The organism is Haloflavibacter putidus (assembly GCF_006546625.1).
Classification (GTDB): domain Bacteria; phylum Bacteroidota; class Bacteroidia; order Flavobacteriales; family Flavobacteriaceae; genus Mesonia; species Mesonia putida.
In genome coordinates this window covers 191,113-205,651 of sequence record NZ_VIAR01000004.1, presented here as the reverse complement: position 1 = coordinate 205,651, position 14,539 = coordinate 191,113, and the positions used below count along the sequence as shown (strand labels likewise).

At 33.5% G+C, this 14,539-nt stretch carries 17 protein-coding genes; 13 read left to right on the top strand and 4 right to left on the bottom strand.

The genetic code is table 11. The features are described 5' to 3' along the window. The first annotated feature begins 37 nt into the window (after positions 1 to 37). The 8 genes from FKR84_RS05955 (at position 38) to FKR84_RS05920 (ending at position 7,794) form a co-directional block, all read left to right on the top strand. Complete coding sequence (locus FKR84_RS05955) at positions 38 to 1,012, top strand: stage II sporulation protein M (protein WP_141421430.1); 975 nt, start codon at positions 38 to 40, stop codon at positions 1,010 to 1,012. Further along, positions 996 to 1,892, top strand: coding sequence for a hypothetical protein (locus FKR84_RS05950; RefSeq protein WP_141421384.1), 897 nt, complete (start codon positions 996 to 998; stop codon positions 1,890 to 1,892). Before FKR84_RS05955 ends, FKR84_RS05950 begins: the two co-directional genes overlap by 17 nt. A gap of 6 nt (positions 1,893 to 1,898) precedes the next feature. Then, entirely contained in the window at positions 1,899 to 2,645 is a 747-nt protein-coding gene (locus FKR84_RS05945) for a DUF4129 domain-containing protein (RefSeq protein ID WP_141421383.1), read from the top strand. Further along, positions 2,638 to 3,843, top strand: a complete 1,206-nt coding sequence (locus FKR84_RS05940) for a DUF4350 domain-containing protein (protein ID WP_141421382.1) — start codon at positions 2,638 to 2,640, stop codon at positions 3,841 to 3,843. Before FKR84_RS05945 ends, FKR84_RS05940 begins: the two co-directional genes overlap by 8 nt. Then, positions 3,843 to 4,841, top strand: coding sequence for an AAA family ATPase (locus FKR84_RS05935; protein ID WP_141421381.1), 999 nt, complete (start codon positions 3,843 to 3,845; stop codon positions 4,839 to 4,841). Before FKR84_RS05940 ends, FKR84_RS05935 begins: the two co-directional genes overlap by 1 nt. Positions 4,842 to 4,846: 5 nt before the next feature. After that, positions 4,847 to 6,178: a DUF58 domain-containing protein gene (locus tag FKR84_RS05930; RefSeq protein ID WP_141421429.1), complete on the top strand. Its 1,332-nt coding sequence runs from the start codon at positions 4,847 to 4,849 to the stop codon at positions 6,176 to 6,178. A gap of 144 nt (positions 6,179 to 6,322) precedes the next feature. Next, positions 6,323 to 6,730 (top strand): DUF2141 domain-containing protein, encoded by a 408-nt coding sequence (locus FKR84_RS05925; RefSeq protein WP_141421380.1) that lies wholly within the window; start codon positions 6,323 to 6,325, stop codon positions 6,728 to 6,730. A 119-nt stretch (positions 6,731 to 6,849) separates the two neighbouring features. Continuing rightward, positions 6,850 to 7,794 carry a LysR substrate-binding domain-containing protein gene (locus tag FKR84_RS05920; RefSeq protein WP_141421379.1) on the top strand — a complete coding sequence of 315 codons (945 nt, stop codon included), beginning with the start codon at positions 6,850 to 6,852 and terminating at the stop codon, positions 7,792 to 7,794. A 78-nt stretch (positions 7,795 to 7,872) separates the two neighbouring features. On the opposite strand, the gene FKR84_RS05915 is transcribed toward FKR84_RS05920, so the two are convergent. After that, positions 7,873 to 8,070, bottom strand: coding sequence for a hypothetical protein (locus tag FKR84_RS05915; RefSeq protein WP_141421378.1), 198 nt, complete (start codon positions 8,068 to 8,070; stop codon positions 7,873 to 7,875). Positions 8,071 to 8,238: 168 nt separating this feature from the next. Next, the gene (locus FKR84_RS05910; protein WP_141421377.1) at positions 8,239 to 8,706 is read right to left on the bottom strand and encodes a DUF4442 domain-containing protein; all 468 of its coding nucleotides are present in this window, start codon (positions 8,704 to 8,706) and stop codon (positions 8,239 to 8,241) included. Positions 8,707 to 8,833: 127 nt separating this feature from the next. Between FKR84_RS05910 and FKR84_RS05905 the strand changes: the two genes are divergently transcribed. From FKR84_RS05905 to FKR84_RS05885, 5 genes are all read left to right on the top strand, one after another. Then, positions 8,834 to 9,307: a DUF4870 domain-containing protein gene (locus FKR84_RS05905; protein WP_141421376.1), complete on the top strand. Its 474-nt coding sequence runs from the start codon at positions 8,834 to 8,836 to the stop codon at positions 9,305 to 9,307. A 34-nt stretch (positions 9,308 to 9,341) separates the two neighbouring features. Continuing rightward, positions 9,342 to 9,686, top strand: coding sequence for a PadR family transcriptional regulator (locus FKR84_RS05900; protein WP_141421375.1), 345 nt, complete (start codon positions 9,342 to 9,344; stop codon positions 9,684 to 9,686). Further along, positions 9,679 to 11,361, top strand: coding sequence for a PspC domain-containing protein (locus tag FKR84_RS05895; RefSeq protein WP_141421374.1), 1,683 nt, complete (start codon positions 9,679 to 9,681; stop codon positions 11,359 to 11,361). Before FKR84_RS05900 ends, FKR84_RS05895 begins: the two co-directional genes overlap by 8 nt. Before the next feature lie 89 nt (positions 11,362 to 11,450). Further along, positions 11,451 to 11,720, top strand: coding sequence for a hypothetical protein (locus FKR84_RS05890; protein ID WP_141421373.1), 270 nt, complete (start codon positions 11,451 to 11,453; stop codon positions 11,718 to 11,720). Between the two features lie 37 nt (positions 11,721 to 11,757). After that, positions 11,758 to 12,066, top strand: a complete 309-nt coding sequence (locus FKR84_RS05885; RefSeq protein WP_141421372.1) for a hypothetical protein — start codon at positions 11,758 to 11,760, stop codon at positions 12,064 to 12,066. A 70-nt stretch (positions 12,067 to 12,136) separates the two neighbouring features. Here the strand turns inward: FKR84_RS05885 and FKR84_RS05880 are convergent, their stop codons facing one another. Beyond that, on the bottom strand, positions 12,137 to 13,468 hold the full coding sequence (locus tag FKR84_RS05880) for an MBL fold metallo-hydrolase (RefSeq protein ID WP_141421371.1): 1,332 nt from the start codon (positions 13,466 to 13,468) through the stop codon (positions 12,137 to 12,139). After that, a complete protein-coding gene (locus FKR84_RS05875; RefSeq protein ID WP_141421370.1) occupies positions 13,449 to 14,381 on the bottom strand; it encodes a sterol desaturase family protein in 933 nt (310 codons plus the stop codon). The genes FKR84_RS05880 and FKR84_RS05875 overlap by 20 nt, the downstream gene beginning before the upstream one ends. Positions 14,382 to 14,539 lie beyond the last annotated feature (158 nt).

Genomic DNA, 14,539 nt, shown 5'->3' with positions numbered 1-14,539 from the left:
TAAATATGTTTCTTTGACGAGCTATAATACAACTAATATGCGCGAGGCGGTTTTTGTACGACAAAATAAGGACAAATGGTTAAAATTTGAAAATGTATTGCACAATAATATAAAAATTTCACCAGATGAGCTTTCTTCGTTGTATTTAGAAATTTCTGACCATCTTAGTTTTGCGCAAACTTTTTATCCGCAAAGTAATACTACGCAATATCTAAACAAACTGGCGCGAGAAGCACACCAAAAGATTTATAAGACCAAAAAAGAATCTAAAAAACGCTTTTGGTCTTTTTTCAGTAAAGATTTTCCGTTGTTTTTTTATAGTTTTCAAAAAGAACTTTTAATTGCATTCTTAATTTTTGCCGGTTTTAGTATTATCGGCGCTTATTCTGCAGCTACAGATACCGCATTTGTTCGGGCTATTATGGGTGATGCTTATGTAAATATGACCTTAGATAATATTGCCAACAACGACCCGATGGCCGTTTACAAAAAAATGGGCGAAGTAGATATGTTTTTGGGCATTACGGTAAATAATATAAAAGTAGCTTTAATTACTTTTGTATTGGGAATTTTAGTTGGCTTGGGCACTGTCTTTTCGCTTATGCAAAATGCGGTAATGCTGGGCGCTTTTCAATATTTTTTCCATGAACAAGGATTGCTGTGGGAGTCTGTTAGAACTATTTGGATTCATGGCACGATAGAAATTTCTGTAATTATAGTAGCCGGTTGTGCGGGACTTGTAGTTGGCAAAAGCATTTTGTTTCCGGGCACTTATACTAGATTACAATCTTTTATAAACGGGGTAAAAAACGGAATAAAAATAGTGGTTAGCACTATTCCTTTCTTTATTATAGCCGGATTTTTAGAAGGTTTTGTTACCCGTCTTACGCACATGCCAGATTGGCTTTCTATTTTTATAATAGGTAGTTCTTTGGCTTTTATTTTATTTTATTACGTAATTTATCCACGCTATTTATACCAACAAACTTTAAAAAATGAATCAGACCAATAAAAAAATCCGCTTTAAGCGAGAACGTGAACTGGGCGAAGTCTTAGGAGATACTTTTGGCTTTATACGAGAAAACTACAAAAGCTTATTAAAAACACTTTTTACCTATGTTGGTCCGGCTTATTTGGTATTGATATTTGCAATGGGTTTTTATGTGTTTACCACAGCAAAATCCGGTCAAGATTTTTTAAGTGTTTTAGATACTAGCGCGGCGAGCTCCGGTAATGCTTCGGGGTTTTTCTCCAGTGTTTTAATTGGAATAATTTTTTTATTGTTCAGTGCTTGGGTATACAACGCTATGCTGTTTGGCACGATAAATTTAATTATAAAAAGTTATATAAATAACGACGGAAAAATAGACAAAACAGAAGTAGGAAATAGCCTAAACAAACAATGGCCGCAATTTTTGGGACTTGGGTTTTTGGTAAGTATTTTCATATTTTTCGGTTTAACCCTGTTTATTATTCCGGGTATTTTTATTGCCGTTCCCTTAGCTTTGGTCTATTCTATAAAAATTTTTAAAAATTATAGTATTGGCGAAAGTATTTCATACAGTTTTAGTTTAGTTAAAAACAACTGGTGGATTAGCTTTTTAACCCTGGTAGTAATGATGTTATTATATTATTTAATAAATATAATTTTTCAGGTACCAGCTATAATTTACTCGTTTATAAAAGTATTTACACTGGCAAAAGAAGGCAGTATGGCAGACACCTCTTTTATGTTTGATTGGGTTTATTTAAGCCTTTCGGTCTTAAGCAGTGCGGCACAATATATCGTGTATATTATTGTAGTGATAAGTACTGTTTTTATTTACTTTAACCTGGACGAAAAGAAAAATGCTACCGGTACTTACGAAGATATAAGCAAGATTGGCGAATAAAAAAATATGAAACAGGTAGTTGTAATTTTATTGTTTTTACTGAAACTTTCCGCTATTAGCGCACAAGTCTCTCCAGATAGTTTACACTATGACCGGCAAGCGCATTTGCAACCTGTTTCTTTTGAAGCCAAAGATTTTATTGGCTACAAAATAGATAAAGCTTTTAATTATGAAGCGGCAGATACGGCTGTAGATTGGTGGGAAAGTTTTAAAAACTGGCTTGGTCAAATCTGGATGAGTTTTTGGCAATGGCTTTTTGGCGATATTAAAGCCGGAAGTTTTATTGCTTTTTTAGTAAGCTATTTACCCTATCTAATTTTATTGACTATTGTAGGTTTTGCAATTTATCTTTTTGTAAAAGCCAATCCCGGTAAAGACTTTTTAGAAAGTAAAGCCAAAGGAAAAACCTTTTTAAGCGAAGAAGAAAAAATTATAGAAAAAGACGATATAAAAAGTTTAATTAGCAGGGCTTTAGAAAATAACAATTATCGTTTGGCGGTGCGGTACTATTATTTACTAATTTTAAAAAAGCTAAAAGAAAACGATTATATAGATTACCAATACCAAAAAACCAATACAGATTACCTGGCAGAAATTGAGTCGAAAAAATTGCAACAACAGTTTTACAGCATTACGCATTTGTATGAATATATTTGGTACGGCGATTTTACGGTAAACCATAACCAATATAAGATGGCAGAAGTTGATTTTAAAAAAATAGAAACTACTTTAAATCAAGCTTCGCATGGGTAAAACATACAAACTTTTATTAGTTGGGTTTCTTTTGGTTTTAGGTTTTATCTTTTATCTGGAAGCCAGCAAACCAACTCCCATAAATTGGTATCCCAGCTATGCCAAGACAGATAAAATTCCGTTGGGCAGTTTGGTTCTTTACGAAAGTTTAAAAGAAAGCAATTTTACCTTAGAAGAAGTAAACAATCCGCCTTACCAATTTTTACAAAAGCACGAGAGTTTAGCGGGAAATTATTTCTTTTTGAACAACAATTTATTTTTAGATAAAGCCGAGTTGAGCAAAATGCTAAATTGGGTAGAAAACGGCAATACTCTATTTCTGGCAGCCAACAATTTTTCTACCACACTTTTAGACACCTTGCAATTGGAAGTAAAAACCAAGCGCTCGCTTAACAAAGTAAAAACCCTCCCCTATTTTAATTTTAGTAATCCGGAGCTAAAAGCAGAAAAAGCTTTTGCCTTTAAAAAAGAAAAAGAGTTAGTTTATTTCAGTAAAATAGATACCAGCAAGCATAAGATATTGGGACTTGCATCGCTTCGGTTAGAAAACAAGAATTTAAAAGACTCTTTGGTAAACTTTTTAGAAGCCCCTTTCGGGGAAGGAAAAATTCTAATGCACAGCAATCCAGAATTGTTCAGTAATTATTTTATGCTAGCCGAAGATAATTATAGGTATGCAAAAAATGCTTTGGCCTATTTATCTCCGCAGCAAAGCTTATTTTGGGATAATTATTACAAAAGCGGAAAAACCATTCAAACCTCGCCGTTGTATATTCTGCTAAATAACCGCTATTTAAAATGGGCCTATTACACGGTATTATTGGGAGCGCTTTTATTTATTTATTTTGAAGGAAAACGCAAGCAAAAAAGCATTCCGGTAGTAAAAGCCTTACAAAACCGTAGTTACGAGTATACCCGCACCATTGCCGGAATGTATCTGGAGCAAAAAAAGCACAAAGAAATTGCCGAAAAGCAAATAAATCAGTTTTACGCTTATTTACGAGAAGAATTTCGTTTAGAAATAAACAAAGACAGCAAAATAGATAGTACAAAAATAGCCTCGCAAACCGGTGTAGATAGTGAGCTGACAAATAAATTATTCGGTTTGATAGAAAAGATAAAAACTGCTCAGTCAATAAACCAAGACCAATTGCAATTGCTAACGCAACAAATAATAAAATTTAAAAAACAAATCTAATGAAAACAGAAGAAAGCCAAAGCACCGGTAATATTAATTTTGATTCGCGCATCCCGCTAGAAGAATTGCAACAAGCCGTGGAAAATTTAAAAAAACAATTGGCAAATGTAATTATTGGTCAAAAAGATTTTGTAGAGCTGTTAATTGTAGGAATGTTGGCAGACGGTCACGTTTTGATAGAAGGCGTACCCGGAATTGCCAAAACCATAACCGCCAAACTTTTTGCAAAATCTGTACAAACTAATTTTAGTCGAATTCAATTTACGCCAGATTTGATGCCCAGTGATATTTTAGGAACATCTGTGCTTAACCAAGCCTCTGAATTTGAGTTTAAGCCCGGCCCTATTTTTTCTAATATCATTTTAATAGACGAGATTAACCGCGCGCCGGCAAAAACCCAAGCTGCTCTTTTTGAAGTTATGGAAGAACGCCAAATAACCATAGACAGCAAACGCCACACAATGCAAAAACCCTTTATGGTTTTGGCCACACAAAACCCAATAGAACAAGAAGGTACGTATGCTCTGCCCGAAGCACAATTAGATAGGTTTTTATTTAAAATAAATGTAGCCTATCCTTCTTTAGAAGAAGAAATTAAAATTTTAGAATCGCATCATCAGCGTAAAGCAAAAGAGGCTACAGAAATGGTAGAACCCGTGCTTTCGCCGGAATTGCTTCAGAAATTTAAAACCCAAATACACGAAATAAAAATAGAGCCTAAGATTCTAAACTATATTGCTGCAATTGTAGACAAAACCAGAAATCATCCGCATTTATTTTTAGGAGCTTCGCCACGCGCAAGTATTGCTATAATGCGTGCCGCTAAAGTTTTTGCAGCTATACAAGCCAGAGATTTTGTAACTCCGGAAGACGTAAAAAAAGCTTTAAATCCGGTTTTAAGCCATCGTATTTTACTGGCGCCCGAACGCGAGATGGAAGGTATAAAACCCGAGCAGGTTATAGAAATGATTACCCAATCTGTAGAAATTCCTAGATAATGAAGCTGTTAGGCTTTTTCAAATCGCTTTATTTACACCAAAACGTCTATTATGTTTTGGTAGGCATTTCGTTTTTATTTTTGGTGTCGTTTTGGCTACCAGCAATTTATCCTTTTATTTGGCTTTTAGTTTTTGCATTTGCAATTATTCTGTTGGCAGATGCCAGCGCTTTATACCAAAGTTCTAATTTTAAAGCAAAACGTAATTTACCCGATAAATTTTCTAATGCAGACGCCAATACAGTGGTACTTTGGTTTCAAAATAAATACAAGTTTCGTATTAATGCTGTGTTAATAGACGAAATACCGGTACAATTTCAGAAAAGAGATTTTAAAAAAAGTATACGATTAGAAGCTTCCGAAAAGAAAAAAACGCAATACTATTTAACTCCTGTAGAACGCGGCGAATATTTTTTCGGAAAGTTAAATTGCTATATCACCACTCCTTTAAGTTTAATAAAAAGACGCTATACTTTTTCTAAAAAACAAATGGTAAAAGTCTATCCTTCTTTTATACAAATGAGAAAGTACGACTTTTTAGCTTTCGATAAAAAATTAACACACAGCGGCCTCAAAAAAATAAGACGAATTGGGCACACAATGGAGTTTGAACAAATAAAAGAATATGTGCAAGGCGATGACATTAGAACCGTAAACTGGAAAGCCACGGCCAAACATGGCGAGTTGATGGTAAACCAATTCCAAGACGAAAAATCGCAGCCAATTTATTGCTTGATAGACACCGGGCGGGTTATGCAGATGCCTTTCGAAAATTTAAGCCTTTTAGATTATGCTATCAACTCCAGTTTAGCTTTTGCCAATATTGCCTTAAAAAAAGACGATAAAATTGGCATGTTTACGTTTTCTAACCAAATAGGCGATTTTGTAAATGCACAAAATAAAAAAACGCATCTGCAACGCATTTTAAACGGCTTATACAATATACAAACCAAGTTTATGGATAGTGATTTTGGTTTGCTTTACGCCGGTATTCAGCAAAAAGTAAAACAACGCAGTTTACTTTTATTGTATACCAATTTTGAACATATTGGCGCTTTAGAACGACAGTTGCCTTATCTAAAAGCCATTTCTAAAAAGCATTTATTACTGGTAGTGTTTTTTGAAAATACAGAAATGGAAAAACTAAGCGAGCAAGAACCAAAAACGCTCCCCGAAATTTACGAGAAAACCATTGCGGGAGAGTTTAGACAAGATAAAAAGAAAATGCTGCATTTGCTGCAAAAACATGGCATTCAAGCTATTTTTAGCAAGCCAAAAGAGCTTAGCATCAATACCATTAATAAATATTTAGAAATTAAAGCAAGAGGTTTGCTGTAATAGACTTTACGGAATGTTTCTTAAAATTTTTTTCAAAAAACATTTAAAAACAAAAAATTAAAATTATAATGCAATCTTTACGGATTATTATTGCGTAAATTTATATAATTTCACAACTTGCTATTAATTAAAAAATAAAAAATTATGAGAATTCTTTTGATTTGTATAACCGTGATGCTAAGTAATTTTTTATTTGCACAGGAAAAAAGTACTTTAACTGTACTGGTAGAAAATATACCTAATAATAAAGGAGAGGTTTTAATGGGTGTTTTTACTGAAAACACTTTTATGAAAGGCGCACCCAATTACAGCGAAAGCTTGCCCATAACTAATAACAAAGTAAAATTTGTTTTTGAAAATGTGGAAAATGGAACCTATGCCGCTTCCTGTTTTCAAGATAGTAATGGCAATCAAACAATGGATTTTGAAGCTAATGGAATGCCTAAAGAAAGTTATGGTGTCTCTAATAACAAGATGTTAATGGGCCCACCAACTTGGGAAGAATCTAAATTTGATGTAAAACGCGATACTACCATACACATAATAATGTAACGCAAGAATTCTTTTAGTTACAACGCAATTTTACTTTCTTTTCTCTTAAAAAGTTTAGCAAAAGTTTAATAGAGTAAATCAATAGTTACTATAACTTTGTATTTAAAAAACAAATAGTTATGACAATTACGCAGTTACATTACGTATTGGCCGTCGCAGAATATCAAAACTTTACAAAAGCTGCGCAAAAAGTATTTGTAACCCAACCTACTTTAAGTATGCAAATACAAAAGTTGGAAGAAGAATTAGAAGTTCAAATTTTTGACAGAACTAAAAAACCAATTGAACTAACAGAGGTTGGTAAAAAAATAGTAGAGCAAGCAAAAAATATTGTCAATGAGAGTGATCGTATTCAAGATATTGTAGACCAACAAAAAGGTTTTATTGGTGGCGAATTTAAACTGGGCATTATTCCTACAATTATGCCTACGCTTTTGCCTATGTTTTTAAGTAATTTTACCAAAACCTACCCAAAGGTTAAACTTAAAATAGAAGAATTACACACAGAAGCTATTATAGAAAAATTAAAGGACGGACATTTAGATGCGGCAATAGCAGCAACCCCGTTACAACAAGAAACCTTAAAAGAAATACCTTTATATTACGAGCCTTTTGTAGCTTACATTCCGCCTAACCATAGGTTGGCACAAAGCAAAGAGCTTAAAGTAGAAGATTTAGATATAGACGATATTTTACTTTTAGAAGATGGTCACTGTTTTAAAGAAGGTATTATAAACCTTTGTAAAACCCATAAAAAAATAGAAGACACCAAGTTTCATTTAGAAAGCGGAAGCTTCGAAACCTTGGTAAAACTCTCTAACGAAGAGTTAGGAATGACGCTCTTACCTTATTTACACACTTTAGACCTACAACCCAAGTATCAAAATAACTTACATAGCTTTGAAGAACCGGTTCCGGCACGCGAAGTGAGTTTAATTTTTAACAAAAGTGAGTTAAAAATGCAAATTATAAACGTGTTAGAAAAAAGTATAAGTGGCGTGATAAAAGGTGCAATTACCTTTCAGAACGTAAACATTATAAGTCCGCTCAAACAAAAAGCATAAAAAAGGGTGTTTAAAAATTAGTTAGTTTTTGGTTGTAACGAAAAAATAAGATCAAGTTTTTAAACACCCGTAATTATGTTAATTATTTAAATAGATTAAACATTGGTTTAATTTTGGATTTTGTCTGGTTAGCACCAAAATAAACTCTTTTAGTTCCTCAATTTCATGAGGTAGTAATCGTGTTATAGCTTTCTCTACTTCTTTACAGAAAAGGGCTACATCAAAGCTTACTTTTTTTAGAACAACTTTCGTATATTCTACCATTGCTCTAGCCATAATTTGAACAGTTTTTAGTGAAATTTGGTAGTTTTTAGTATACGCTTTTGGATTTTGATTTGGTAACTAATATAAACAATTAAAACAATAATACCGATTAAAGTCAGAAAAATTTAGATTTTTTTAACAAATAAAGCAGTAAAAAATATAAATAATTTTAACTATTGTTTAATTCTTAGACTTTAATTTCACACTCCACTCAAAAGAGAAAGTAGCCACCGTATCTCCTTGCTTATCTACCCCATTTACTTCTAACCAAAATCGTTGCGCTTCGTTATTTTGTACTGTTTTATTTATGCATTCTTTTATAAAAGAACCTTTATTACATACAAAATAAACCTTTCCGGTTGCTTTTTTAAAAAAGCTGGCTTTTTGACCAACCACCAACATAGAGACAGAAGCCTGCGTTTCTTGTATGGCCTGCATTACCAAACTACCGGTTGTTAATTCTGCTGCCATTGCTTGTACGGCAAAATATAAAGATTTAAACGGGTTTTTAGTAAACCAGCTATACTTTACACCTACTTTACAATGCTTAGTAGAAATTTCTTTAACTCTAACCCCACACCAAAAAGCAGATGGAAGTTTAAAAAATAAAAATGTATTTATTTTACGTGGATTTAATTGAGTTTTCATCGTGACAATTTAGCTAAAGCGAAATAAAGCAGAAAACTATATAATCAAAATAAAATGTTAAATTTAGGTACTTTGTATTGCATAATACTATCTTTTAGATATATATTTGCATTAGATAATATTAGGTATGAGAAATAATAATTCAAATATTTGGGCTGTTTTTGCCCACCTTGGTAGTTTTAGCAAGTATATATTTCCGTTCGGAAATTTTATAATACCTCTAATAATTTGGCTAAGTCACCCAAAAGATGCTTTTATAAGCAACCACGGTAAAAATGCTTTAAATTTTCAAATAAGTTGGTTTTTGTATGCCTTAATTTTAGCCACTTTTGGCTTAGGCATTGCGGTGTTTATTGGGTTACAATATATTAATATTAATCAACTTATTATAGCAGAAGATTATTGGTTAGAACAAAATCAAAACTGGCTTTTCAGCACTGGAGTGTTAGCATTTATATTTATCTGCCTTTTTTTTAGTCTTATTTTCACTTTAGTGGACATAATCTTTGTTATAAGAGCCGCTGTAGCTTCCGGCAACGGTAAAAACTATCGTTACCCTTTAAGCATTCCTTTTTTTAAAACAGAAGAAAAAACACAATAACAAAATCACTTATGCTCTTGAAAAACTTATATATATGAAAATTGAAAACACAAAAGCGCAGATGCGAAAAGGTGTACTGGAATACTGTATTTTATCTGTTTTAGAAGATAAAAATTCTTACGTAGCCGAAATTTTAGATGCGCTAAAAGATGCCAAATTACTGGTGGTAGAAGGCACAATTTATCCTTTATTAACACGCCTAAAAAATGCCGGTTTGTTAAGTTATCACTGGGAAGAATCTACAAGCGGCCCGCCAAGAAAATATTACAGCCTTACCGAAAAAGGAAAAGATTTTTTGGCAGAATTAGCCCTCACCTGGAACGATTTGCATAAAGCCGTAACCAAAATAACCACCTCTAAACCATCAAACAATGAATAAGACAGTAAATATAAATTTAGCTGGGATTTCGTTTCATATAGACGAAGATGCTTTTGCCAAATTGCAAAATTACCTCAACGCCATCAAACAATCCCTTACAGATGAAGTTGGCAGAGAAGAAATTTTACAAGATATAGAAGCGCGCATAGCCGAGTTATTTACGGAAAAAATGCAAACCCAAAATCAGGTAATAAGTTTGGCAGAAGTAAATAGGGTTATAGAAATAATGGGCCAACCAGAAGATTATAACCTAAACGAGCCAGAAGAAGACGCTTACCAAAACTATTATTCAGATAAAAAACTATATAGAGATCCAGACGACTCTAAAGTAGCAGGGGTTTGTTCCGGTATTGGGCATTACATTAATATAGATGTCCTTTGGGTACGTATTATTTTTATAATCTTAACACTTGCTACCAGCGGAACTTTTGTGGTGGTCTATTTCCTATTATGGTTTTTAGTGCCTAAAGCTAACACTACAGCAGAAAAGTTGCAAATGCGTGGCGAGCCGGTAAACCTCAACAATATAGAACGCAAAGTAAGAGAGGGTTTTGATAACATGGCCAACAAAGTAAAAAACGTAGATTATAAAAAGTACGGGCAGAAAGTAAACCAAACCACTTCCGAGTTTTCTGAAGGTGTAGGCAATGCTTTTAATACCACTTTCAACATTCTCAAAAAATTAATAGGTATTTTCCTTATTTTTATAGCCGTTAGCGGATTGCTAAGTCTTGTTTTTGCATTACTTAGCATAAGTTTTCTGGGTATTTACGAACCCTATTGGCTAGATTATGTAGAGATGGCGCAAATTGGTGCACCGCTTTGGGTTATAAGTATTTTAGCATTTTTGTCTACCGCCATTCCCCTATTCTTTTTGTTTATGGCTGGTTTAAAATTAATGGCTAATCATTTACGCACCATAGGTTGGTCTGGCGCTATTTTCTTACTGGTAATTTGGTTATTGGCTAATTTTGGTTTAAGTTTCTTGGTTATAAAGCAAGTTTCTGCACGCTCTTTTGAAGAACAGGTAGTTATTACTCAGCCTCTAGATATCCAGCCAAACGACACCTTGCGTATAAAAATGCGTGCCAATTCCCTTTACGGAAATAAAATTAGCCAAGACAAAGATTTTGTAATTAAGAATAATGCAGACGGAGAAAGCATAATCTATTCCGAAAACATATCGGTAAACCTACTTGCTAGCACCAGCGAAAATGCCAAAATTGAAGTTTTAAAAGAAGCTGAAGGTCGTAATTACAAAGACGCACAAAACCGTGCAAATAATATTTTGTTTGAAACCGAATACCAAAACGGTTCCTTGTTTATTGATGGTTATTTTACTACCGCGGCCCAATATGGTTTTTATGATCAAGAAGTGCAAGTAAATCTCTATCTGCCAGAAAACACCATTTTTCATACTGACAATTATCTGGAAGATTACTTAAAACACTATAATAGTATTTTTAAAGATTACCAAGACAGTAATTATTATATAATTTCTGCCAACGAGGCTATATGCACTAATTGTCCAAATACAACTTTGCAATTAAAACAGAATCAAAAAAACCAGCAAATAAAAGGAGACACACTCATTATAGAAGATTCTCTAAACCGGAAAAAAAAATCACTTAAAAAGTCAGCGGAGCCTACAACTAGCTATCCAGTAAAAAATTAAGTGAAATTTTGCCTTCCGGTACATTTTTTAAGAAAAGTATTGAAATATGGAAATAAGTTTTATATTCGCCCTTTAAAAAAAAGTGGGTTATGCTTTTAAAATTAAGATTATTACTAAGTAGCATTATTATTGCGGGTCTATGTTTCTTAGCATTTAACAGTATTTATTTTTTAAGTCTTTTTACACAGAAGACAACTAAAGACTGGAGTTTTAGATTGACGCACGGCAACTATTCTTTAGACCATAAATTGGTAGGTATAGATGTTGCAGACCCTAGAAGCGTTGGCTTTATGGTTTTAATCTGTTTTATATGCTTGATGCTCTTTTACAAAAAATATAAAATTGTAATAGACGGGTAATTAGCTATTACACAAACTAACCAAAATTTATTTATTCATGAAAAAATTAGTTAAAGTAGGCATTTTGTTGTTAAGCTTTGGTATTGTGCTTTCTTCTTGCAGAGACGAAAACAAGAACGAAGATACAAAAAACATTGAAGGCGTAGAAGTAGATAAAGACGCAGAAATGAAAGTAAGTGACGATGGCCAGAAGATTAAAATTGAGGACGACCAAAAAGAGGTAAAAATCAAAAAAGACGAGCAAGGCAACGTAGAAAAAGTAAAAGTTGACGGCGAAAATGTTGAAAAGAAAATTAAAAAAGAAGACGGTAAAACTGTAAAAAGAAAAGTAGATTACGACAATTAATATCGTTTTCTTCATCAAAAAAAGCCTGTTTGTTGTACAAACAGGCTTTTTCTAGTTTAATAAAGTATGTTTACTTAAATTGCTCTATAGCATCGCTTAAATCATATACTTTTTTATCTAGTTTATTATCTAAAATGCTACTGCCCGCAGCACTACGATAACCTCCCGCACAATGCACCACTATGGGTTTATCAGTAGGAATTTCGTCTGTACGTTCGCGTAATTCGTGTAACGGAATTGCCACTGCAGAGTCAAAAATTTCACCTTCTGCTACTTCGGGAGCATTTCTAATATCTACAATGGTGTAAGCATCTTTGTTGTTTTTAAAAGCTTCTAAATCTAATTCAGCATCTTTCTGCAAATTGCCGGTTATAGTTACAATAGCTTTAATATTTTTTTCATAACCAATTTTTGCAATTCGGCTTAAAATATTTTCCATGTCGTTTACAGATGGCACTACCACATAAAATTTCTCATCTGGTTTTACAATTGCACCCAACCAGGTTTCTAGCTTATGGCTGTCTTTTACTCCCATAATATTTATGCTGTTTCCCAGATGATTTTGTTTAAATTCTTCTTCCTCCCGAATATCTACAACCAAATATTGCTCTTCCAATTTATCTACATTTATCAAAACAGGAACAGCTCCAATACTTTTTGCATAGTTTTCGGCACCGGTTTTATTGGTGTCTACGTCAAAACCAAAATAATGCGGAATCATTGGTTGGTCTTTCAATAATTCTTCGACAAATTCTTCTTCACTTTGCTTTTGAAAAGCCCAATTGCTCATACGCTCTCGTCCTAACGTACTAGAAGAAGCATCGCTCATGTTTTTTCCGCAAAGCGAACCCGCGCCGTGTGCAGGATAAACCAAAGTTTCGTCTGGTAAATCTGTATATTTATTTTGCATAGTATGGTACATTTGCTCCGCCAATTCTTCGCGTTTAGCTCTCATATTACCGGCTTTTTCGCGTAAGTCTGGCCTTCCTACATTCCCGATAAATAAAGTATCGCCGGTAAACGCTGCTTTTTCTTTACCATCGTCTGCAATAATGCTTATGCTATCTGGCGAATGTCCAGGCGTGTTGATAGCAGAAAATTCAATATCTCCCATTTTAAAAGATGCTCCATCGTCAAAACCTTGGTGCGGATAGTCTGCTCCCAATTTTTCGCTAGCATATATTGTTGCTCCGGTTTCTTTATGTATTTGGTAATGGCTGCTCACAAAATCTGCGTGCGGATGCGTTTCAAAAATAGCTACAATCTGAGCGTTATTTTCTTCTGCAAACTTATAGTATTGTTTTGGATCTCTGGCCGGATCTACTACAGCCATTTTTTGCTTACTAATAATAGCGTAGGAAAAATGTGCCAAAGCATCGTCTTTAAACTGTTTTATCTTCATAATTTGTAGTTTTTATTTTTTTAAATTTAAATAGTAAAGGTTTGTTTTTATCAAACGGATACAATAGTTGTTTTTTAAAGCTTTGCGGAAAATCTTCATCGCCGGCAAACCCCAATTCTATATTTTTACCGTCTTGGGGAATATAAGCAGTTCCAAAAAGATAATCCCAAATACTCAAGCTCAAACCGAAATTCATACCCTGCGGATGTTCTTGCGGCAAGGCTTTGGCGTGATGCCAAATATGCATTTTTGGGTTGTTAAAAATATACCCGAAAATACCATAATCCCAGCCTACATTGGCGTGATTTAAATGCCCTATTAAAACGGCAAACATATGTACAATAATAAATTCTTTAATACCAAAACCTATCATTGCCAACGGAATATATTGCGCGCTTTTATAAAAAATAGTTTCCATAAAATGAAACCGAAATTGCGCTGCAAATCCCATTTCTTTAATACTGTGGTGTACTTGGTGGTATTTCCAAAGCCAAGGTTGTTTGTGTAATTGCCGGTGTACATTCCACTGTATAAAATCTGCTATAACAAACATAATTAGTAGTTGCACCCAAGTTGGCAAGTTTTGCACTTCTATTGCTACAATATTACTAACTCCAAATATATTTAGAAAATCGGTAAACAACTCTACGCCAACATTAGAAATCGCGTTATAACCAATTAAAGAAAATAAGAAAAAGTTGAAGAGAATATAAAAACTGTCTAACCAAAAGTCTTTTCGAAATATTTTTTGGTTTTTCCGCCAAGGTAAAACTATTTCTACCACCCAAACCGCCAAAGAAAGAACCAGCAGCCAATAAAAATAATTGGTCCACGACGGATTGGCTATTTCATTAACCAAATAATTAAAATAGCCGCTAAACGAATTTTGAAAAATTGTCCAGTACTTCTCCATATTTTATTACGCGTAACAAATTTAAAAAATATCTTAGAGTAAATAGGTAACCATAGTTACATTAAACCAATAAAGTATGGTGTTTTTCCTTAAAAAACAAAGAGTGTAACCAAAGTTACGCAAGTAAGTTGCAATCTTGTGTATCTTTGATTTCAATG